This is a genomic window from Arthrobacter sp. FW306-1B-G06A, from assembly GCF_058781765.1.
On the sequence record NZ_JBYSXB010000005.1, the window covers coordinates 102,440 to 122,686 of the forward strand.

At 65.2% G+C, this 20,247-nt stretch carries 19 protein-coding genes; 4 read left to right on the forward strand and 15 right to left on the reverse strand.

Annotation, left to right across the window (positions count from 1 at the left end; all coding sequences use genetic code 11):
* Positions 1-10: 10 nt before the first annotated feature.
* Positions 11-754 (forward strand): ABC transporter permease, encoded by a 744-nt coding sequence (locus AC3WJM_RS04120; RefSeq protein WP_307053541.1) that lies wholly within the window; start codon positions 11-13, stop codon positions 752-754.
* Positions 751-1,368, forward strand: a complete 618-nt coding sequence (locus AC3WJM_RS04125; protein ID WP_307053516.1) for a TetR/AcrR family transcriptional regulator — start codon at positions 751-753, stop codon at positions 1,366-1,368. Before AC3WJM_RS04120 ends, AC3WJM_RS04125 begins: the two co-directional genes overlap by 4 nt.
* A gap of 66 nt (positions 1,369-1,434) precedes the next feature.
* On the opposite strand, the gene AC3WJM_RS04130 is transcribed toward AC3WJM_RS04125, so the two are convergent.
* The 5 genes from AC3WJM_RS04130 to dxr are packed head-to-tail and all read right to left on the reverse strand — an operon-like array spanning position 1,435 to position 6,371.
* On the reverse strand, positions 1,435-2,322 hold the full coding sequence (locus tag AC3WJM_RS04130; RefSeq protein WP_306962922.1) for a GNAT family N-acetyltransferase: 888 nt from the start codon (positions 2,320-2,322) through the stop codon (positions 1,435-1,437).
* The gene (gene ispG / locus AC3WJM_RS04135) at positions 2,285-3,451 is read right to left on the reverse strand and encodes a flavodoxin-dependent (E)-4-hydroxy-3-methylbut-2-enyl-diphosphate synthase (RefSeq protein WP_013600504.1); all 1,167 of its coding nucleotides are present in this window, start codon (positions 3,449-3,451) and stop codon (positions 2,285-2,287) included. Before ispG ends, AC3WJM_RS04130 begins: the two co-directional genes overlap by 38 nt.
* Positions 3,452-3,511: 60 nt before the next feature.
* A complete protein-coding gene (locus AC3WJM_RS04140) occupies positions 3,512-3,805 on the reverse strand; it encodes a YciI family protein (protein WP_284989364.1) in 294 nt (97 codons plus the stop codon).
* 32 nt (positions 3,806-3,837) lie between these two features.
* A complete protein-coding gene (locus tag AC3WJM_RS04145) occupies positions 3,838-5,169 on the reverse strand; it encodes a M50 family metallopeptidase (protein ID WP_059387828.1) in 1,332 nt (443 codons plus the stop codon).
* 17 nt (positions 5,170-5,186) lie between these two features.
* The gene (dxr, locus tag AC3WJM_RS04150; protein ID WP_332603275.1) at positions 5,187-6,371 is read right to left on the reverse strand and encodes a 1-deoxy-D-xylulose-5-phosphate reductoisomerase; all 1,185 of its coding nucleotides are present in this window, start codon (positions 6,369-6,371) and stop codon (positions 5,187-5,189) included.
* A 38-nt stretch (positions 6,372-6,409) separates the two neighbouring features.
* On the opposite strand from dxr, the gene AC3WJM_RS04155 reads away from it, so the two are divergent.
* Positions 6,410-7,876, forward strand: coding sequence for a lipase maturation factor family protein (locus AC3WJM_RS04155; protein WP_492271248.1), 1,467 nt, complete (start codon positions 6,410-6,412; stop codon positions 7,874-7,876).
* A 15-nt stretch (positions 7,877-7,891) separates the two neighbouring features.
* Here AC3WJM_RS04155 and AC3WJM_RS04160 read toward each other — a convergent pair whose 3' ends face one another.
* The 7 genes from AC3WJM_RS04160 to AC3WJM_RS04190 are packed head-to-tail and all read right to left on the reverse strand — an operon-like array spanning position 7,892 to position 15,653.
* Positions 7,892-8,728: an HpcH/HpaI aldolase/citrate lyase family protein gene (locus tag AC3WJM_RS04160; RefSeq protein ID WP_284989368.1), complete on the reverse strand. Its 837-nt coding sequence runs from the start codon at positions 8,726-8,728 to the stop codon at positions 7,892-7,894.
* Positions 8,725-9,243: a MaoC family dehydratase gene (locus tag AC3WJM_RS04165; protein WP_059387831.1), complete on the reverse strand. Its 519-nt coding sequence runs from the start codon at positions 9,241-9,243 to the stop codon at positions 8,725-8,727. Before AC3WJM_RS04165 ends, AC3WJM_RS04160 begins: the two co-directional genes overlap by 4 nt.
* On the reverse strand, positions 9,240-9,992 hold the full coding sequence (locus AC3WJM_RS04170; protein ID WP_284989369.1) for a CoA transferase subunit B: 753 nt from the start codon (positions 9,990-9,992) through the stop codon (positions 9,240-9,242). Before AC3WJM_RS04170 ends, AC3WJM_RS04165 begins: the two co-directional genes overlap by 4 nt.
* Positions 9,993-9,994: 2 nt before the next feature.
* Positions 9,995-10,762: a CoA transferase subunit A gene (locus AC3WJM_RS04175; RefSeq protein ID WP_284989370.1), complete on the reverse strand. Its 768-nt coding sequence runs from the start codon at positions 10,760-10,762 to the stop codon at positions 9,995-9,997.
* Between the two features lie 19 nt (positions 10,763-10,781).
* Positions 10,782-11,945, reverse strand: coding sequence for an acyl-CoA dehydrogenase family protein (locus AC3WJM_RS04180; protein ID WP_234753077.1), 1,164 nt, complete (start codon positions 11,943-11,945; stop codon positions 10,782-10,784).
* A gap of 2 nt (positions 11,946-11,947) precedes the next feature.
* Positions 11,948-14,041 (reverse strand): acetyl/propionyl/methylcrotonyl-CoA carboxylase subunit alpha, encoded by a 2,094-nt coding sequence (locus AC3WJM_RS04185; RefSeq protein ID WP_492271249.1) that lies wholly within the window; start codon positions 14,039-14,041, stop codon positions 11,948-11,950.
* Between the two features lie 4 nt (positions 14,042-14,045).
* Entirely contained in the window at positions 14,046-15,653 is a 1,608-nt protein-coding gene (locus AC3WJM_RS04190) for a carboxyl transferase domain-containing protein (protein WP_492271250.1), read from the reverse strand.
* Between the two features lie 150 nt (positions 15,654-15,803).
* Here AC3WJM_RS04190 and AC3WJM_RS04195 point away from each other — a divergent pair, with 150 nt between their 5' ends.
* On the forward strand, positions 15,804-16,433 hold the full coding sequence (locus AC3WJM_RS04195; protein ID WP_059387833.1) for an SACE_7040 family transcriptional regulator: 630 nt from the start codon (positions 15,804-15,806) through the stop codon (positions 16,431-16,433).
* A gap of 150 nt (positions 16,434-16,583) precedes the next feature.
* Here the strand turns inward: AC3WJM_RS04195 and AC3WJM_RS04200 are convergent, their stop codons facing one another.
* The 3 genes from AC3WJM_RS04200 to pdhA are packed head-to-tail and all read right to left on the reverse strand — an operon-like array spanning position 16,584 to position 20,166.
* Positions 16,584-17,993 carry a dihydrolipoamide acetyltransferase family protein gene (locus AC3WJM_RS04200; RefSeq protein WP_492271251.1) on the reverse strand — a complete coding sequence of 470 codons (1,410 nt, stop codon included), beginning with the start codon at positions 17,991-17,993 and terminating at the stop codon, positions 16,584-16,586.
* A complete protein-coding gene (locus tag AC3WJM_RS04205; RefSeq protein WP_059387835.1) occupies positions 17,990-19,000 on the reverse strand; it encodes an alpha-ketoacid dehydrogenase subunit beta in 1,011 nt (336 codons plus the stop codon). Before AC3WJM_RS04205 ends, AC3WJM_RS04200 begins: the two co-directional genes overlap by 4 nt.
* Complete coding sequence (gene pdhA, locus AC3WJM_RS04210) at positions 19,000-20,166, reverse strand: pyruvate dehydrogenase (acetyl-transferring) E1 component subunit alpha (RefSeq protein ID WP_492271252.1); 1,167 nt, start codon at positions 20,164-20,166, stop codon at positions 19,000-19,002. The genes AC3WJM_RS04205 and pdhA overlap by 1 nt, the downstream gene beginning before the upstream one ends.
* Positions 20,167-20,247 lie beyond the last annotated feature (81 nt).

Consider the following 20,247-nt stretch of genomic DNA (forward strand, 5'->3'; position numbering starts at 1 on the left):
GAATCCACGGATGATGTTTGCCACCACCAGGCGGGTCCTGGAACAACTGCGGCACGACCACCGGAGCGTCGCGCTCATCATGGTGGTTCCGGCCCTGCTGCTCACGGGCGTCTACTATCTGTTCGAGAACGAAACCCTGCCTCCCGGATTCCCCCGGACCTTTGACCGCGTGGGACTCATGATGCTGGCCATTTTCCCGTTTGTGGTGATGTTCCTGGTCACGTCGATCACTATGTTGCGCGAAAGGACGTCGGGGACGTTGGAACGGCTCCTGACGACGCCCATCCACAAAGCCGATCTCCTGTTCGGCTACGCGTTGGCGTTCTCTATCATGGCGGCCCTGCAGTCCCTTGTCGCAACCGCTGTGGCCTACTGGATCTTCAATCTGGATATCAAGGGCGGTCCCGGTTACGTCGTGATGATTGCCGTCATCAACGCAGTACTCGGTGTTGCGCTCGGCCTGTTGTGCTCGGCCTTTGCGAGGACCGAATTCCAGGCGGTGCAATTCATGCCGGTGGTGGTGATACCGCAGATCCTCTTGTGCGGACTCTTCGTGGCAAGGGACCACATGAACAGCCTCCTGGAGGGCATTTCCAATGTGCTGCCGCTGACGTTTTCGGTCGATGCGCTCCAGCAGATCGCCGACAACACCGAGGCGACGCAGGCCATGTGGCAGGATGCCGGGGTCATGGCGGCGATCGTTGTGGGGGTCTTGGTCCTGGCTTCGTTCACCCTCCGACGGCGGACCTCATGAGCGGCGGCGTGCCTCCCCTGCGGCGGGGACGCCGCAGCGGCGGGAGCGACTCCCGCGAGCTGATCCTCGCTACAGCGCGCCGGCTCTTCGCCGAACACGGCTTCGACGGCACGAGCCTGCGGCAAGTGGCCCGCGAAGCAGAGATGGACCCGGCCATGGTCCACCACTTCTTCAAGGGCAAGGACGAACTCTTCGCCCAGAGCATCGAACTTCCGGCTGATCCCGACGAGGTCCTGGCCGGCGTCGAATCGTTGGCCCCGGCACAGCGCTCCGAAGCAATCGTCCGTGCCGTGTTGCGTCTGTGGGAAAGCCCGGCACAACACGGGCTTGTCGCGTTTGTCAGGGGAACGATCGGCTCCAAGGCCAAGACCGCCTTGCTGCGGGAGATGGTGGCGAGGACCATCCTGTCCAGGATCACAGCGGGTCTTCCCGGTTCCCCTGAGGAGGCGAAGATGCGCGGCACCCTCGTTGCCACGCAGGTGGTGGGGCTCATGCTGATGCGCTACGTGGTCCGGCTGGAACCCCTGGCTTCGGCCTCCCAGGACGAGGTAGTGCGGCTCGTGGCCCCGAACGTCCAGCACTACCTCACCGGTGCGCTCACCCCTCCCAACTGACTCGCATTAGACGTCGTTATGAGCCCTCAAAACGACATCTATTGCGAGTTAGTTGGGTTGGGTTGATCAGTACAGCACCGTGGCGAAGGTTCCCAGGCGTTTGAACCCGACCCGCTCGTAGGTGGCGCGCGCCCTGGTGTTGTACTCGTTGACGTAAAGGCTGGTGATCGGCGCGAACTGCTGGGCCAGGACAACCACTCCCGCCATGTACCCGGCACTGAGTCCTTGGCCGCGGAACTCGGGGTTCATCCAGACGCCCTGCACTTGGGTGGCCTGCGCGGTGACCGCCCCGAGTTCGGCTTTGAACTTCACTTTCCCGCCGGCATCGATGTGCACCAGGGAATGGCCTTGCCGGATCAGTCCGGCCACCCGGCGGCTGTAGAAGTCCTCGCTCCCGAGGAAGGGAGAATACCCCACTTCCTCTTCGAACATGGCTGCGCACGCGGGCAGGATACGGTCGAAATCCGCGATGTTTCCGAAGCCGAGCTGCGGATTGGCTTCGATGGCGGGTGGCCCCGAGATGGCCAGAAGTGGCTGGTCGGCACGTACCTCGTGGGCGAAATGGCCCAGCTGCTCCAAGCGGGAATGCAGCGCCAGTACGGTCTCCGCCGGCCCGAAGATCGAGGCGTACCGGCGTCCTGCCCGGTGTGCAACCGCCGCAACGCGGGAAGCCAGCCCGGGGTCCAGCTGCACCGGAACCAGATTGGCGCCGGCCCAGCAGGCACCCACCAGGGCATCGCCGTCGAACACTCCAAAGACGCTCGCCCCACCGGACGTGGGTGCGGCGCTCCCCGACGAATCGAGATGCGCCAGAATGAAGACGTTCGCTACGGGGTCTTCCATCGCGAGCACGCGAAGGGCCCGGGTGTCGGCAGCGCCGAGCACCCGGACGGACATCCCATCGGCGGCTGTCTCGCTACGAGACGCTAACCACGGGGCTACCCTTGACAGCATCTTCGCCATCGGCCTCCCCCATCTCTTCGGCGATACGCATGGCCTCTTCGATCAGTGTCTCAACAATCTGGCTCTCGGGGACAGTCTTAATGACTTCGCCCTTCACGAAGATCTGGCCCTTGCCGTTTCCGGAGGCCACACCGAGATCGGCTTCACGGGCCTCACCCGGGCCGTTCACCACGCAACCCATGACGGCGACACGCAACGGAATCTCCATTCCCTCAAGCCCGGCCGTGACCTGCTCAGCCAGCGTGTAGACGTCCACCTGGGCGCGTCCGCATGAAGGGCAGGAGACGATTTCGAGCTTGCGGGGGCGCAGGTTGAGGGACTGCAGGATCTGGTTGCCGACCTTGATTTCCTCGACAGGCGGGGCGGAGAGGGACACGCGGATGGTGTCGCCGATACCCCTGGACAGGAGCGCTCCGAAGGCCGTCGCGGACTTGATGGTGCCCTGGAAGGCGGGCCCGGCCTCTGTCACGCCGAGGTGCAGGGGCCAGTCGCCCTTTTCGGCAAGCATCTCGTAGGCCGCCACCATGATGACGGGATCGTTGTGCTTGACGGAGATCTTGAAATCGTGGAAGCCGTGTTCCTCGAACAACGACGCTTCCCACACAGCGGACTCGACGAGGGCCTCCGGGGTGGCCTTGCCGTACTTCTTCAGGATGCCGGGCTCCAGGGACCCGGCGTTGACGCCGATCCGGATGGACGTACCGTGATCGCGAGCTGCCGCCGCGATTTCCTTCACTTGGTCATCGAACTTGCGGATGTTGCCCGGATTGACGCGCACCGCAGCGCAACCGGCCTCGATCGCGGCGAAGACATACTTCGGCTGGAAGTGGATGTCCGCGATCACGGGAATCTGGGACTTGCGGGCGATGATCGGCAGTGCCTCGGCGTCGTCCGCGGAGGGGCAAGCGACACGCACGATGTCGCAGCCGGACGCCGTCAGCTCGGCGATCTGCTGCAGGGTGGCGTTGATGTCCGTGGTGGGGGTGGTGGTCATCGATTGCACGCTGATGGGTGAATCGGAGCCGACGCCGACCGAACCCACCTTGATCTGGCGGGTCTTGCGGCGGGGCGCGAGAACGGGGGGCGGGGCTGACGGCATTCCCAGGCTGACCGAGGTCACGTGGACTCCTTGGGTTGAAATGGGTGGATCGTAGGGCCGGGAACCCGGCCGGTCATGCTGCTAGGAAGCGTGGGCGGAGAGCATTCCGATGACGGGGTTCCACTCCGACGTCCGGATGCCTGCAATCCCCCGGACGGCGGCGAACGGGTCCTCCTTCAGCGTGGCGTTCAGCTCGGCCTCGTCGGCGGCCTCGAGCAGGAGCAGCGCACCCGCCCCGTCGGTGTAAGGGCCGCTCGCCAGCAGGGTTCCCTGCTCGGCGAGGCTGGCGAGCCAGGCGCGGTGGGCGGGGCGGTTCGCGTCGCGCACCTCGGCGGACTCGGCGTCGTAAACGTACTCAACAGCGAAAACAGTCATATGGATAGCCTATCCCCCCAGCCCAATCCGGATCAGCCGAAGAGGTTGACGGGCTTGACGATGTCCGCGTAGATCAGCAGCGCGCTCATGGCCATGAGGACGCTCGCCACGACGTAGGTGAGCGGCAGGAGCTTGGCGATGTCGAAAGCGCCGGGATCCGGTTTGCCGAACAGCTTGGCGATTCGACGCCGGGCTCCCTCGTAGAGCGCGCCCGCCACGTGTCCGCCGTCGAGCGGCAGGAGCGGAACCAGGTTGAAGACGGCGAGGGCGAAGTTCAGTCCGGCGAGGAGCCCCACGAGGGCGCTGACGCGCGATTGCAGCGGAACCTGATCCATGGCAGCCACTTCACCGGCCACCCGGCCAACGCCGACGACGCTGATCGGGCCATTGGGATCGCGCGGTTCGGAGCCGAAAGCCGCTTGCGCTACTCCGACTACCCTGGCGGGGAGGTTGAGGATGACTCCGGCGATCTGCTTGATGTTCTCGCCAGCCATCGGAAGAACGGTCGACGCCGGTTGGGGCACCATGGCGGTTTGCGCACCGATGCCGAGGAACCCGACCTCCTCGTACAGCGGCTTGCCGTCCGAGCCCTTGGCCTGCTGGCCGTTGTCGGCGATGACGGGGCGTGCGGACAGCACCGGGGTAACCTGCGTGGTGACGCTCTTGCCGCCACGGTCCACGGTGATTTGCACGGACTTGCCGGCGGATGCCCGGATCCAGCCGCTCATCTCGGCCCAGCTCGTCACAGGCTTGCCGTCAAAGCTGGTGACAACGTCGTTCGGCTGGAGCTTGGCCACCGCGGCCGGGGTCAGTTGGCAGTTCGGCGAGTTTGGATCGACGGTTTCGCCGGCCTTGACTTGGCACTTTGACACCTCGGCGATGGTGGTGGTGGCGGTGGACACTCCGAAGCCCATGAGCAGCACCGCTGTCAGCACCAGGCCGATGAGCAGGTTCATGGCCGGCCCACCCAGCATAATGATGACCTTTTTCCAGACCGGCAGCCTGTAGAAGACCCTGTTCTCGTCGCCGGGGCCCACTTCCTCGTGCGCCGCGGACCGGGCTTCGGTGGCGAGTGTCTGGAACATGCCGGTGCTGGACGGCCTGACGCTGCCATCTTCCTTGTTGGGCGGGTACATGCCGATCATGGCGACGTAGCCGCCAAGCGGGATCGCTTTGACGCCGTATTCGGTCTCGCCTCTCCGCGTGGACCACAGGGTAGGACCGAACCCGATCATGTACTTCGTGACGCGCACCTTGAAGAGCTTGGCGGGAAGCAAGTGCCCCACCTCGTGCAGCGCAATGGAGACGGCCACGCCGATCGCGACGAAGACGACTCCGAGAATGAACAGAATGACGGGATTCATGCCTTAAGTACTGCTTCCTAAAGGGTGCTGTTGGCTAAACGATCATGGGTGCGCGTGCGTGCCCACCTCTCAGCATCCAACACCGAGTCCACCGTCAGCTCCAAGGATCCTGAATGTTCGCTGAGGACGGACTCCACCGTGTCCACGATGTCGGTGAAGCGGATCCTCCCGGCGTGGAAGGCTTCCACCGCTTCCTCGTTGGCCGCGTTGAAGACCGCTGGAAACGTGCTCCCCTGCTTCGCGGCGTCCTTGGCCAGTTCCACGGCCGGGAAAGCCACCGAGTCGAGGGGTTCGAACGTCCAACTGGTGGCCTTGGTCCAGTCGCAGGCCTTGGCGGCGCCGGGCACGCGGTCCGGCCACCCGAGGCCGAGGGCGATGGGCAGTCGCATGTCCGGCGGAGAAGCCTGGGCAATGATGGAGCCGTCCACGAACTCCACCATCGAGTGCACCACGGATTGCGGGTGCACCACGACGTCGATCCTGTCCAACGGGACGTCGAACAGCAGGTGCGCTTCGATGACCTCCAGGCCTTTGTTGACGAGGCTGGCCGAGTTGGTGGTGACCATGAGGCCCATGTCCCACGTGGGGTGCGCAAGGGCCTCGGCCGGGGTGACGTTGCGGAGTTGCTCCCGGCTGCGGCCCCGGAAAGGTCCGCCGGACGCCGTCAGGATGAGTTTCCCAACCTCTTTGTCGGTTCCTGCGCGGAGGCATTGGGCGATGGCCGAGTGCTCGGAATCCACGGGCACGATCTGGTCAACGGCGGCAGCGGCCTTCACCAGGGCACCGCCCACGATGAGGGATTCCTTGTTCGCCAAGGCCAGGATGGCGCCCGACTTGAGTGCTGCCAGCGTGGGCGCCAGCCCGATGGACCCCGTGATGCCGTTGAGTACGACGTCCGCTTCGATCGCGGCAATCTTGGTGGACGCATCCGGCCCCGTGATGATCGCCGGATCGTAGTTCCGGAGTCCGGCGGCGGAGGCGGCAGCGCCGATGAGTCTGTGGAGTTCGTGGGCGTCGCCGTAGGCGATGCCGACTGCCTGTGCCTTGGTGTGGACTGCCTGCTGCGCGATGAGTTCCAGGTTCCCGCCACCCGCGCTCAGCGCCACGACCTCAAACAGGTGGGGGGCGGCGTCGACGACGTCAATCGCTTGAGTGCCGATTGAACCAGTGGACCCGAGGAGGATGATCTTGCGCGGCTGCATTGCTTAAGTATCCCGCACCCCAGGCGTAGCGTTGGTTTGTGGACTGGGTCTCGTGGTTCGAGGCGCCGGACTATGAATTCGCCCGGCAGGTGCTCCAGCGCGGCACGGCCGCGCTCTATTTCATCGCGTTCCTGTCCAGCCTCAACCAGTTTCCCGCACTCCTTGGCGAACATGGGCTCCTGCCTGTCCCGAGGTATGTGGACGGCCACAGGGTCTTGCGCAGGCCCAGCCTGTTCCGCTGGAAGTACTCGGACACGTTGCTCCGCGCCGTGTGCGCCGCAGGACTTGCCGTGTCCCTGACGCTCGTGGGCGGGCTGCCGCAGCTTGGCCCGCCGTGGCTTCCCTTGGCCGCGTTCCTGGCCTTGTGGTTGCTCTACATGTCGATCGTCAACGTCGGCCAGACCTTCTACGGCTTCGGTTGGGAGATGCTGCTGCTGGAAATGGGCTTCACCGTCGGCTTCCTCGGTTCGGACCAGGTCCCCCCGCCCAGGACCATCCTCGTCCTGCTCGTGTGGTTGCTCTTCAGGCTGGAATTCGGCGCCGGCATGATCAAGATCCATGGCGGAAGCGAGTGGCGTGATTTAACCGCCCTGTACTACCACCACGAAACCCAGCCCATGCCCGGACCGTTGAGCCGCCAGGCGCATCTCCTGCCCAAAGCGATGCACCGCATGGAGGTGCTCGGCAACCACTTCGCCCAGCTGGTGGTGCCGTTCTTCCTGTTCGCCCCGCAGCCGCTGGCCACCATCGCCGCAGGAATTGTGGTCTTCACGCAGCTTTGGCTGGTGGGGAGCGGAAACTTCGCGTGGCTCAATTGGTCCGCGATCGTGCTTGCCTTCGCTGCGGTGAGCGACCCGGTTGCCCATGCTGTGCTGCCTTTCATCCCGCAACGGACCAACCCGGCAACGGCGGTTCCGCAGACCCCGGTGTGGTGGCTCGCCGTCGTGCTCGCGGTGACGGTGCTCCTCCTGGTGCTCAGCTATTGGCCCATCCGCAACCTGCTCTCGCGGGGGCAGCTCATGAACGCGAGCTTCAACCGATGGCAGTTGGTCAACACGTACGGGGCGTTCGGCACGGTGACGCGGCACCGCGTGGAAATCGTGGTGGAAGGCACCCAGGCAGACGTTCCCGTCGATGAGGCCGATTGGCGCGAATACGGCTTCAAGGGCAAGCCCGGCGACGTCCGCCGGCTCCCCCGGCAATGGGCGCCCTACCACTTGCGCCTCGACTGGCTGATGTGGTTCCTGCCCTTGCGCACTGTGCACGAGGAATGGTTCTACGCGTTCCTGGGCAAGCTGCTCGACGCCGATCCGCCCACCTTGCGCTTGTTGCGCCAGGACCCGTTCGACGGCGACCGGCCGCGTTGGGTGCGGGCCCGCAGCTTCCTGTACCGCTTCGCCACGAGGGCCGAGTTCCGGGAAACGGGTCAGCGCTGGATCCGGATGGAGCTCTACGAGGTCATCGCCCCGTTGTCGCTGCCGAAGCCACGACGGCGCGGTCAATAGACCCGGGGCGACCCTTCAGGAAAGCCGTGCCCTGCGCAGCGTGGATTCGGCGTGTTTCAGGATGGGACCGTCCACCATTTTGCCCTTGTGCTGGAACACACCGGTTCCGGCCGCAGCCGCAGCGTCAAGCAGTTCCCGCGCCACTGCGACGGCTTCGGGCGACGGTGCATACGCTTCGCGGACAACGGCGACCTGGTTCGGGTGGATGCAAGCCTTGGCACCGAATCCGCTGGCCACGGCGTCGGCGGATTCCACGGCCAGCCCGGCAAGATCGGGAATGTCGACGTAGACCGAGTCGATGGCCTCCTTGCCTGCGGCTTTGGCCGCCAGCAGCACGGTGGACCTGGAGTGCGTTGCGACGGCGCGGTAGCCGCCGTCGTCCTTGCGGCTGGAGGTGCCGCCCATCGAGGCGATCAAATCCTCGGCGCCCCACATGAGCCCGACGACGTTGGGAGCCTGGGCGATCTCAGCCGCGTTGACGATTCCCTTGGCCGTCTCGCACAGGGCGATGACGTGGTATCCGTCGAGTGCCTTCAACTGTTCGGCGGTCTCGGCCTTGGCCAGCATGATGGTGCGGTAAGGAGTATGCGCCAGGCAGTGCAGATCCTTCTCGAAGTCCGGGGTGCCCACCGGATTGACGCGCACAATCGTGCGGCTGGGGTCGAGTTCGGCGGTCTCGCCGCCTGAGCCGAGCTGGGCGAGGATCGCGCCCCGGGCCCGCTTCTTGTCTGCGGGCGCGACAGCATCCTCGAGGTCCACGATGACGGCGTCGGAACGCTCAGCGGCCTTTTGGAACCGTTCCGGCCGGTCGGCGGGGCAGAAAAGCAAAGCGGGGCCCATGGTGAAGGTCATGTATTGATTGTCCCCTGTTGCGCCTCCAGATGCGCTGTCCGGCTCCACATGAGGCAGGCCCGCGTCGCCAGCGCCACCACAGTGCCGTCCTGGTTGCGGCCGGTATGTTTCATGGTCACCACGCCTTGCCCGGGACGCGACGACGACTCCCGTTTCCCGATGATGACCGTCTCCGTGTAGAGGGTGTCGCCGTGGTAGAGGGGGTGCGGGAAGGAGACGTCCGTGAGGCCCAGTTGGGCAATGATGGTGCCCTGGGTCAGCTGGGTGACGGACTGTCCCACCATGGTGGACAGCGTGAACATCGAGTTCATGAGCCTCTGCCCGAAGGGCTGTTTGGCGCTCCACGCCGCGTCCAGGTGGAGGGCCTGGGTGTTCATGGTCAACGTGGTGAACAGGACGTTGTCCGTTTCGGTGACGGTCCGCCCGGGCCGGTGGGCGTACACAACGCCTTCCTCGAGTTCGTCGAAGTACATCCCCCGCTGCTCGACCACGCGGGGTTCAGCGTCCGCCGTCATACAGTCAGCTCCTGGTCCTCTTCGAAGAGCTCGACGCCGGTCGCTGCCGCCACGTCCTCGGCCGAGACATTCGGTGCCAGCTCGCGCAGCACGAGCCTCGAGGCCCCGCCTTCGGAGACGACGTCGATCACGGCGAGGTCGGTGATGATCCGGTCCACGCAGCCTTTCCCCGTGACGGGCAACGAGCATTCCTTGACGATCTTGGGCTTGCCGTTGCGGTCCACGTGCTCCATCATCACGATCACCCGCTTGGCGCCGAAGACGAGGTCCATGGCGCCGCCCATGCCCTTGACCATTTTGCCGGGGATCATCCAATTGGCCAGGTCCCCGTTGGCCGCGACCTCCATGGCCCCCAGCACGGCGACATCCACATGGCCCCCGCGGATCATGCCGAACGAGGTAGCCGAGTCAAAGAACGCGGCGCCCGCGTTGACTGTGACCGTTTCCTTGCCGGCGTTGATCAGGTCCGGGTCCACCGCGTCCTCGGCCGGGTAGGGGCCGACGCCCAGTATCCCGTTCTCGGAATGGAGGATCACCTCGACGCCCTCGGGGATGTAGTTGGGGATCAGGGTGGGCATGCCGATCCCCAGGTTGACGTATTGCCCGTTGGTGAGTTCACGGGCTACGCGGGCAGCGAGTTCGTTCCGCGTCCAGCCCTTGCCCTCGTGGTGCTCGGCGCCGGCGCGGCGGTACTCGTGCCTGACGGCCTCGGGACGCGGCGGCACATCCTGGGTGATGTTCGATTCCATGGCTACGCTCCTGCCTGCCGGGTCAACGCGACGGTCCGCTTCTCGATGCGCTTCTCGGTGTCCGGTGCCACGACGACCCGCTGGACGAAGATGCCCGGCGTGTGGATATGTTGCGGATCGAGTTCGCCGGGTTCCACAAGCTCTTCGACCTCGGCGATGGTGATTCGGGCCGCCATGGCACACAGTGGATTGAAGTTCATAGCCGTCGCGTGGAAGACGAGGTTCCCGTGACGGTCCCCCTTCCAGGCGTGGACCAGTCCGAAATCGGGTGTCAGGGATTCCTCCAGGACATAGTCCGCCCCGTTGAAGGTGCGCACTTCCTTAGGTGAGGATGCGATCGCCACGTTGCCGTCGGCGTCGTACTTTTGCGGCAGACCGCCTTCCGAAACCTGCGTCCCGACGCCGGCCGCCGTGAAGAACGCGGGGATTCCGGCCCCGCCGGCGCGCAGTTTCTCGGCGAGGGTACCTTGCGGGGTGAGGACCACCTCGAGTTCACCGGCGAGGTACTGCCGCGCGAACTCCTTGTTCTCACCAACATAGGAACTGATGGTCCGGCGGATCCGTCCGTCCTTCAGCAGGATGCCCAGGCCCCAGTCGTCCACGCCGCAGTTGTTGCTGACTGTTTCAAGGTCCTTGGTGCCTTGATGGTGGAGCGCATCGATCAGCGCCACCGGGATACCGCACAGGCCGAACCCGCCGACGGCGAGAGAGGCACCGTCGTGGATGTCCTTCACCGCTTCCGCGGCGCTGGCAACAACTTTGTCGATCATCGTTTACCTTCCCTGACGGTTAAAGGCCCAGCTCGCGGGCGATGAGCATCAACTGGACCTCGGTAGTGCCTTCCCCGACTTCCAGGATCTTGGAGTCGCGGTAGTGCCGTGCCACCGTGAATTCGTTGATGAAGCCATAGCCACCGAACACCTGGGTGGCGTCCCGTGCGTTGTCCATGGCTGCCTCGCCTGCGACCATCTTAGCGATGGCCGCTTCGGTCTTGAACGGCTTGCCGGCCAGCATCCTCGCGGCCGCATCGTAGTAGGCCAGGCGGGCTGTGTGGGCCCGTGCCTGCATGCGGGCAATCTTGAACTGGATGGCCTGGTACTTGCCGATGTTCTGTCCGAAGGCCACGCGTTCCTTGGCATATTTCACGGACAAGTCGACGCAGCCCTGGGCCGCGCCGGTGGCAAGCGCGGCGATGGCGATGCGGCCTTCGTCCAGGATGGACAGGAAGTTGGCGTAGCCCCGTCCCCGGACACCGAGCAGGTTCTCTTCGGGAACCCGCACGTTGTTCAGTGTCAGCGGGTGGGTGTCGGAGGCGTTCCAGCCCACCTTGTTGTAGGCCTTTTCGGCGGTGAAACCGGGTGTGTCGGTGGGAACCAGGATGGTGGAGATTTCCTTCTTGATGCTCCCGTCCTTGCGTTCGTGCTGCCCGGTGACGGCGGTGACGGTGACGAGCCGGGTGATGTCGGTCCCGGAGTTGGTGATGAATTCCTTGTTGCCGTTGATGACCCAGCGGCCGTCCTCGAGGTGCGCGTTCGTCTTGGTGCCACCGGCGTCCGAGCCGGCTTCAGGCTCGGTCAGACCGAAGCCTGCGAGCGCTTCGGCCGAGGTCAGCTGGGGCAGCCAGTGTTCCTTCTGCTCCTGGGTGCCGAAGCGGTACACGGGCATGGCGCCGAGCGAGACACCCGCCTCGAGGGTGATGGCCACGGACTGGTCCACCCGGCCCAGCTGTTCCAGCGCGAGCGCCAGGGCGAAGTAGTCCCCGCCCATTCCGCCGAACTCTTCAGGGAAGGGCAGGCCGAAAAGACCCATCTCACCCATCTGCTTGACTACCTCGTACGGGAAGCTGTGTTCCTCGTCGTGCTTGGTGGACACCGGCGCCACTACCTCGTCGGCGAATTCCCGGACGGAGTCGCTCAGGTCCTGGTATTCCTCGGTGAGTTCAAAACTTGCCATGGCTAGACTTCCTCGTCTTTCTGGTTTTCTGCTGAGACTTCTGGGGCGGGCTCCGCCGCCACGTGGATGGTGGCGAGGACTTGGTCAGCCTTGACGAGGTCCCCGGTCTTGCTGCTGAGGTGCACGGTGCCGGACACAGAGGCCACGAGCTGGTGTTCCATCTTCATGGCCTCTACTGCGAGGAGGACGTCGCCCGCTTCCACGTGGTCGCCGTTGTGCACCGAAACGGAGACGACGGTTCCCGGCATGGGAGACCGGACTTCGGGATCCGCGGCGCCTTCTTCGCGCTGGATGCCCGCGAGGATTCGTTGGAGCCGGGCTTCGCGGTCCAGGATCTCCAGCCGGCAGGACCAGCCGTCGCTGCCCAGCCAGAGTTCGCGTGACCCAAGCTCCGAAGATGGTGAGCCGTGCGCGAAAGGGTGCTCGACGCCGTCGAGCACCAGCACCGCATGTCCCGCGGATCCCGGCCGCAGGGAGGCAGAGTGCTCGGCGCCGCTGTCCACGCGCGCCGTGAAGCCCTGCCCGTCCACCGTCAGCCCCACGGTGGCCAGTCCGCCGTCGGGGCGTCCGACTGTGGTCTTCCACGGTGCGGGCGCGCCGACGCGCCAACCGTCGGCGGCGTTCCAGGGTGCTGCCGTTCCGGCAGGAGCCAAGACCTGACGGTTCAGCATCGCGGCGGCAACCAACTCGACGTCGGACACTTGGCGGAATTCCATCCCGTCCAGCTTGCGCTCGATCAAGCCGGTGTCGAGGCGGCCGGCGCGGACGTCGTCGTCGTTGACCAGGAGCCGCAAGTACTCGACGTTCGTGTGCACGCCCAGCAGCGTGTAGTCCCCCAGCGCGTGGTCAAGGGTGTCCAGCGCCGCTTTGCGGTCCGGACCCCAGGCAATGACCTTGGCGAGCATGGGGTCGTAGTCCCCGCTGACGGACAGGCCCGTCAGCATGGCCGAATCGACGCGGACGTGCGGATCGTTGCTTGCCCGTTCCCGGAGCATCATGATCTCGCCGATGGATGGCATGAACCCGCGTTCGGGTACCTCCGCGTAGACTCGCGCCTCTACCGCGTGGCCCTCAAGCACGACGTCGGACTGCGCCACCGTGAGGACCTCACCTGCGGCGATGCGCACTTGCCATTCGACAAGGTCGACGCCTGTCACCATTTCCGTGACAGGGTGCTCCACCTGGAGGCGGGTGTTCATCTCCATGAAGAAGAAGTGCTCCGGATCCTGGTCCGAGACGAGGAACTCCACCGTACCGGCACCGCTGTACCTGACGCTTCGGGCAGCCTGGCAGGCGGCCTCACCGATCCGCGCCCGGACCTCGGCCCCATTCGCGAGGGACTCCAGCAGGGGGGACGGTGCTTCCTCGATGACCTTCTGGTGGCGGCGCTGCAGGGAACATTCGCGCTCGCCGAGGTGGATCACGTTGCCGTGGTTGTCGGCGAGGACCTGGACTTCGATGTGCCGGGGCGACTGGATAAGACGTTCCAGGAACAGGGTGTCGTCGCCGAAGGCGCTCGCCGCCACCCGTCGGGCCGTGAGCAGCGTTGCCGCCATATCCTCGAGCCGCTCCACGATGTGCATGCCCTTGCCACCGCCACCGGCCGAGGGCTTGATGAGCAGGGGGAAGCCGACGCCGGGCGCCGCCTCGATGAGCGCCTCGTCGCTCAATCCCGGTTCGGCGATACCCGGGACGCAGGGGACGCCGTACGACATGACATGGTTCTTGGAGCGGATCTTGTCGCCCATGATCTCGATGGCGTCAATGCCGGGGCCGATGAACGCGATGCCTGCCGCGTCCAGGGCCTTGGCAAACTCAACGTTTTCGGCCAGGAATCCATACCCCGGGTGGACCGCCTGGGCACCGCTTTGCAGGCAGGCCTCGATGATGGCGTCGATCCGCAGGTAGCTGTCCGCCGCCGCGGCTGTGCCGATCCGGACGGCCGTGTCTGATTCGCGCACGTGGCGGGCCCCGGCGTCGGCGTCTGAATAGACCGCAACGGAACGGATGCCCATGGCCTTGAGGGTGCGGATGACGCGGCAGGCGATCTCGCCGCGGTTGGCGACAAGGACGGTGTCGAAGGAGTTGATGGTCATGGGGTCACATCCGGAAGAGGCCGAAGGAGGTTTCCGGCAGGGGTTGGCGGGAGACGGTATCCAAGGCCATGCCCAGGACGCGCCGGGTGTCAGCGGGGTCGATGATGCCGTCGTCCCAGAGCCGGGCGGTGGAGTAGTAGGGACTGCCTTGGTCCTCGTATTGCTGCCTGATGGGGGCCTTGAAGGCTTCCTCGTCCTCGGCGGACCATTCCTCGCCGCGGGCCTCGTACTGGTCACGCTTGACGGTTGCCAGCACGCTCGAGGCCTGGTTCCCGCCCATCACCGAGATCCGGGACGCCGGCCACATCCAGAGGAAGCGCGGCGAGTAGGCGCGGCCGCACATCGAGTAGTTTCCGGCACCGAAGGAACCGCCGATCACCACCGTCAGCTTGGGCACGCGGGCGGTGGCGACGGCGGTGACCATCTTGGCGCCGTTCTTGGCGATGCCGCCCTGCTCGACGTCCTTGCCGACCATGAAGCCGGAGAGGTTCTGCAGGAAAACCAAGGGGATGCCGCGCTGGTCGCACAACTCGATAAAGTGCGCGCCCTTGAGGGAGGACTCGCTGAACAACACACCGTTGTTCGCCACGATGCCCACAGGGTGGCCGTGCAGCTTCGCGAACCCCGTCACCAAGGTGGTGCCGTAGTTCTTCTTGAACTCGTGGAACCTCGAGCCGTCCACGAGCCGGGCGATGACTTCCCGGACATCGTACTGGGCGTTGACGTCCGTTGGAACGGCACCATAGATCTCGCCCGGGTCCACCACGGGCTCGACGGCGGTGTCCACGTCCCAGGCAGGGGCCTCAGGCTTGGGCAGGGTGGAGACGATGTCGCGGACGATCTGCAGGGCGTGCTCGTCGTTTTCGGCGAGGTGGTCCGTCACACCGGAAATCCGCGAGTGCACGTCGCCGCCGCCGAGTTCCTCCGCGGTGACGATTTCACCGATGGCGGCCTTCACGAGGGGCGGTCCGCCCAGGAAAATGGTGCCCTGGTTGCGGACAATGACGGTTTCGTCGCTCATGGCGGGAACGTAAGCGCCACCGGCCGTGCAGGACCCCATGACCGAGGCGATCTGCGGGATCTTCGCCGCTGACATCCTCGCCTGGTTGAAGAAGATCCGGCCAAAGTGCTCCTTGTCCGGGAACACCTCGTCCTGCTTGGGCAGGAACGCTCCCCCGGAGTCCACGAGGTAGACGCACGGCAGCCTGTTCTCCAGCGCGATTTCCTGCGCCCGGAGATGCTTCTTCACCGTCATCGGGTAATACGTTCCGCCCTTGACCGTGGCGTCGTTGGACACCACCATCACCTGGCGGCCATGGACCAAGCCGATCCCCGCGATCACTCCGGCACCCGGGGAGTCGTCGTTGTACATCCCGTTGGCCGCCAGCGGGGCGATCTCAAGGAAAGGGCTTCCCTCGTCCAGCAAGTAGTGGATGCGCTCGCGCGGCAACAGCTTGCCCCGGGAGATGTGCCGCTCGCGCGACTTCTCCGGGCCACCCAGGGCGGCCACCGCTAGGCGCTTCTTCAGCTCGTAAACCAGTGACAGCTGCGCTTCCGCGTTGGCCGCGAACTGATCGCTGCTGGTATCCAGCTGGCTGGCGAGTGTCTCCATCGACTGTGTCCCATCCCGGCCAATGGCCATCTCAGTTAGTACCGCATAACTGGAATTTAGGTTAGTCTCTATTAACTGTGTTGTCCATCACCCCGACACGGGGCCCGCCCGGTACCGGCGCTGAAGTGGACGCGTGCAAAAGGAGGAATTGTGGTCACCTTCCAGCGGAGCTCCCAGCAGGACGGCCCAGCACCGACCCAGCGGAGCCAAGCCAAGGAAACACGGCGCAAGGCCCTCCTGACCGCCGCAGCCGGGTTGTTCGCCGCCGATGGTTTCAACCGCGTGTCCCTTGAGGACCTGGGGGCCGCGGCAGGAGTCAGCGGACCTGCGGTGTACCGGCACTTCCCAGGAAAACAAGCCGTGCTCGCCGAGCTGCTGTTGAGTGTGAGCCGGAATCTTCTCGACGGCGGCCGCACCGTGGTGTCCGAAGCCGCCGACGCTGAAGCTGCGTTGCGCGGACTGGTGGAGTTCCACGTGGACTTCGCCCTCAGCAATCCCGATGTCATCCGGGTCCAGGACCGCGACTTCAGCAACCTCAGCGACGCCGACCAGGCCGAAGTCCGCACACTGCAGCGCAACTATGTGGAACTGTGGGTGGGGGTGCTCGGCGAACTGCATCCGGACACGGATCCTGCCGAGCTCCGGGTCCGCGCGCACGCAGCCTTCGGCCTCATCAACTCGACGCCGCACTCGGTCCGGCACCATGGTCGACGCATGGCCGTCAAGAGTGCCCGGCCCATCCTTGAACGCATGGCCCTGGCCGCCCTGACGGTGCGCTAGCCTTCCGCTAGCAAGGCCCAACTAACTCCCCACCGCCACCCTTGCCTCGCAAGCTCGGCCAGGGAACCCTGACGGCGTGGGCCCAGCAGTTGTTGTCGTTTTGAGCCTCCAAAACGACAACAACTGCGAGTCAGTTGGCCTGGAGAGCCGCTAGATCATGGTCATGACGGTTGCCGGGTCGGACAGGATCGCGCCCAGGTCGGCCAGGAACTTCGAGCCCTGTTCGCCGTCCACCAGTCGATGGTCGAAGGACAGGCTCAACGACATCACCTGGCGCACCGCGAGTTCGTCGTTGTGCACCCAAGGAGCTTTGCGCACTGATCCCAGCGCCACGATGGCAGCCTCGCCCGGGTTCAGGATGGGGGTTCCGGCGTCGATCCCGAACACGCCGATGTTCGTGATCGAAATGGTCCCGCCCGTCAGATCTGCCGGGGAAGTCTTGCCTGAACGTGCCGTGTCCGTCAGCTCGGACAGCGCCGTGGACAGTTCCAGCAGCGTCATCTTGTCCGCGTCTTTGATGTTGGGAACAGTCAGACCCCGCGGAGTGGCGGCGGCGATACCCAGGTTCACGTAGTTGAACTGCACGATCTCCTGTGCGCCTTCGTCCCAGCGGGAGTTCAGCGTCGGGTTCCTGCGCAAGGCGATCAACACCGCCTTGGCCGCGATGGTCAACGGCGTGAGCTTGTACCCGGCAAATTCGCGACTCGCCTTGAGCCGCGTCAGCAGTTCCATGGTGGGCGTGACGTCAACGGTCAGGAACTCGGTCACATGCGGCGCCGTGAACGCACTTTGCACCATGGCAGCGGCCGTGAACTTCCGGACTCCCTTGATAGGTGTGCGGGTCTCGCGTTCAGTGGAAACCCCGACGGCGGACGCGGCGGCCTCGGAAGCGATGAGCTGCGGCTGGGACCCGTCCGCGAAGTCCTGGACATCCGAACGGGTGATCAGGCCTCCCGGTCCGGTTCCCTTGACCAGCTCGAGGTCGATTCCGAGATCCCTCGCCAGTTTGCGGACCGGAGGCGTGGACCGCGGACGCTCTTTTTCCGCTGCGGGACCGCTTGGCACGGCGAGCGGTCCGGGCTGTTCAACCACGGGAACGGGCTCGACGGCCGGAACCGCTTCCCGGGCGGCCTCGCGTTCGCCGGTGCTTCCGTCAAAGGACCGCTGGCGGCGGGCCGGCCGTCCGGACTTTTCGACGACGGCGCCGTAGCCTACGAGGTTCGGCTCGCGCTTCGCCGCGGTCTCCGCGGGGCCTTCCACCGATGCGCCCGCAGCGGAACCGGCAACAGCGGAAGGCGAGGCTCCGGCGTCGTCGACTTCAAAGGAGACGATCGGCTTGCCGACCTCCACAACCGAACCGGCTTGTTCGTGCAGGGCGGCCACGGTTCCGGCGAAGGGCGAAGGCAACTCGACCACGGCCTTGGCCGTCTCCACCTCGGCAATGACCTGGTTCAGGGTCACGGTGTCCCCCACCGCAACCTTCCAACTGAGAATTTCCGACTCCGTGAGTCCTTCGCCGAGGTCGGGCAACCTGAATTCCTTGATCATGGTGGCGCTCATCCTTCCAGCCCGCTCAGGGAGTTGCCGCGGCCGAGTGCGCGGTCCACGCCGTCAAGGATCCTGTCCAGATCCGGCAAGTGGTGCATCTCGAGCTTTGAATACGGGTACGGAATGTCGAATCCCGTGATCCGGACCGGCGCCGATTCAAGGTAGTTGAAGCAACGCTCGGTAATGCTGGCGGCGATTTCGGCGCCGAGCCCGCCGGACTGCGCAGCCTCGTGGGTGATGACGAGCCTGCCGGTCTTGCGGACGGACGCCTCCACTGCCGGGAAATCGATCGGAGCCAGCGAGCGCAGGTCGATAACCTCCACCGAGACCCCTTCGTCGGCGGCGGCCATGGCGGCGTCGTTCGCGGTCTTCACGAGCGGTCCGTACGTCACCAAGGTGACGTCGCTGCCTGCGGTGACCACCCTTGCCTTCTCCATGGACAGTGCCGTGGACAGATCTGCGGTCTCGTCCACTTCGCCCTTATCGTGGTAGCGGCGCTTGGGCTCGAAGTACAGCACCGGATCGTCCGAGGCGATGGCCTGCTGGATCATGGTGTAGGCATCCTGCGGGTTGGAGACGCTGATGACGCGGAGGCCCGAGGTGTGGGTGAAGTACGCCTCCGGGGACTCCGAGTGGTGCTCGGGTGACCCGATCCCTCCACCGAAGGGAACGCGGATGGTGATGGGCATCTTGACGCGGCCCTGGGTACGGTAATGCATCTTGGCTACCTGGCTGACGATCTGGTCGAATGCCGGGTAGATGAAGCCATCGAATTGGATTTCGCAGACCGGGCGGTAGCCGCGGTAGGCCAGTCCGACGGCGGTGCCGATGATCGCAGATTCGGCCAAGGGGGTGTCAACCACCCGGTGTTTGCCGAAGTCTTTCTGGAGGCCGTCGGTGACCCGGAAAACGCCACCGAGCGCACCGATGTCCTCACCCATGAGGACAACTTTGGGATCGTTTTCGAGGGACTTGCGCAGGCCGGCGTTGATGGCGCGGGCGAAAGTCAACTTGCTCATCAGAGTGCACCTTCCTGGGTTGATCCGCTGAAGCTTTCCAGATAGCGGGCGTAGTGGTCCTTCTGGCGTTCGATCCAGGAGTTGGGCGTGCTGTAGACGTGCTTGAAGAGGTCAAGTGGCGCGGGATCCGGCATGTTGATGACGCCTGACCGCAGGCTCCTTGCCACCTCGTCCGCCTTGGCCTGGGTCCTGGCTTCGACCTCTTCCGTCAGGAGGCCCTTGGTGCGGAGCAGCGCCTTGAGGCGGGCAATCGGGTCCTTGGCCGCCCAGTCCTCAAGCTCGTTGGCGTCGCGGTAACGGGTGGGATCATCCGCCGTCGTGTGCGGGCCCATGCGATAGGTCACCGCTTCGATGAACGTCGGTCCGCCGCCCTTGCGGGCCCGGTCCAGCGCGATACGGGTGACGGCCAAAACAGCCAGGACGTCGTTCCCGTCGACGCGCATGCTGGGGATTCCGAAGCCCGAAGCACGGTCGGCGATCTGGATGTGGGACTGAATCCGGACGGGTTCGGAGATGGCCCAGTGGTTGTTCTGGCAGATGAAGACCACGGGTACCTGGAAGCTTGCCGCGAAGACCATTGCCTCGTTGACGTCGCCCTCGCTCGTGGCACCGTCTCCGAAGAGCGCCACCGCTACCGAGTCGGCGCCGTCGTGCTGGATACCCATGGCGTAGCCGGTTGCGTGCAGCGATTGCGAGCCGATGATGATCTGTTGGGTGGCAATGTTGTGCCGGTACGGGTCCCAGCCGGAGGAGGCATTGCCGCGCCAGGCACGGACCAAGTCCGTGGGCTCCACACCGCGGCAGTAGGCAACGCCGTTGTCCCTGTAGCTGGGGAAGACAAAGTCGTCGTCCCGCAGGGCCCGGCCGGAACCGATCTGCGATGCTTCCTGGCCCAGCAGGGGCGGCCACAAGGCCAGCTCTCCCTGACGCTGCAAGGCGGTGGCCTCGGCGTCGATGCGGCGGATGACCACCATGTCTTCGTACAGCGAGCACAGTTGCTCGTCCGTGACATCGCTGACCCAGAGATCGAACTCCGGGTGGCTGATGCGTTCCCCTTCCGGGGAAATCAGTTGGACCAGATCCCCGCCGGTCCGACGCGGGCTTGCTGCACTGATTCCGGGATTCGAAGCCTTGTAGGCGTCCTGGCCGGGTTCGTCCGTCAACACAGTTGATCGCACCTTTCAGCTCGTGCTCGCAGGCCTTAGGAGGGACTTGTGATCCACCCGCGGGCCAGCATCCGGGCGTCG

What these genes read in the sequence shown, in the direction of transcription:
- AC3WJM_RS04180 (WP_234753077.1), bottom strand. Translation starts at nt 11,945, where the DNA reads ATGGCAAGTTTTGAACTCACCGAGGAATACCAGGACCTGAGCGACTCC.
- AC3WJM_RS04140 (WP_284989364.1), bottom strand. Translation starts at nt 3,805, where the DNA reads ATGACTGTTTTCGCTGTTGAGTACGTTTACGACGCCGAGTCCGCCGAG.
- AC3WJM_RS04190 (WP_492271250.1), bottom strand. Translation starts at nt 15,653, where the DNA reads ATGGAGACACTCGCCAGCCAGCTGGATACCAGCAGCGATCAGTTCGCG.
- AC3WJM_RS04145 (WP_059387828.1), bottom strand. Translation starts at nt 5,169, where the DNA reads ATGAATCCCGTCATTCTGTTCATTCTCGGAGTCGTCTTCGTCGCGATC.
- dxr (WP_332603275.1), bottom strand. Translation starts at nt 6,371, where the DNA reads ATGCAGCCGCGCAAGATCATCCTCCTCGGGTCCACTGGTTCAATCGGC.
- AC3WJM_RS04175 (WP_284989370.1), bottom strand. Translation starts at nt 10,762, where the DNA reads ATGATCGACAAAGTTGTTGCCAGCGCCGCGGAAGCGGTGAAGGACATC.
- AC3WJM_RS04185 (WP_492271249.1), bottom strand. Translation starts at nt 14,041, where the DNA reads ATGACCATCAACTCCTTCGACACCGTCCTTGTCGCCAACCGCGGCGAG.
- AC3WJM_RS04200 (WP_492271251.1), bottom strand. Translation starts at nt 17,993, where the DNA reads ATGAGCGCCACCATGATCAAGGAATTCAGGTTGCCCGACCTCGGCGAA.
- AC3WJM_RS04130 (WP_306962922.1), bottom strand. Translation starts at nt 2,322, where the DNA reads ATGCTGTCAAGGGTAGCCCCGTGGTTAGCGTCTCGTAGCGAGACAGCC.
- AC3WJM_RS04160 (WP_284989368.1), bottom strand. Translation starts at nt 8,728, where the DNA reads ATGACCTTCACCATGGGCCCCGCTTTGCTTTTCTGCCCCGCCGACCGG.
- AC3WJM_RS04165 (WP_059387831.1), bottom strand. Translation starts at nt 9,243, where the DNA reads ATGACGGCGGACGCTGAACCCCGCGTGGTCGAGCAGCGGGGGATGTAC.
- AC3WJM_RS04125 (WP_307053516.1), top strand. Translation starts at nt 751, where the DNA reads ATGAGCGGCGGCGTGCCTCCCCTGCGGCGGGGACGCCGCAGCGGCGGG.
- AC3WJM_RS04170 (WP_284989369.1), bottom strand. Translation starts at nt 9,992, where the DNA reads ATGGAATCGAACATCACCCAGGATGTGCCGCCGCGTCCCGAGGCCGTC.
- AC3WJM_RS04120 (WP_307053541.1), top strand. Translation starts at nt 11, where the DNA reads ATGATGTTTGCCACCACCAGGCGGGTCCTGGAACAACTGCGGCACGAC.
- AC3WJM_RS04205 (WP_059387835.1), bottom strand. Translation starts at nt 19,000, where the DNA reads ATGAGCAAGTTGACTTTCGCCCGCGCCATCAACGCCGGCCTGCGCAAG.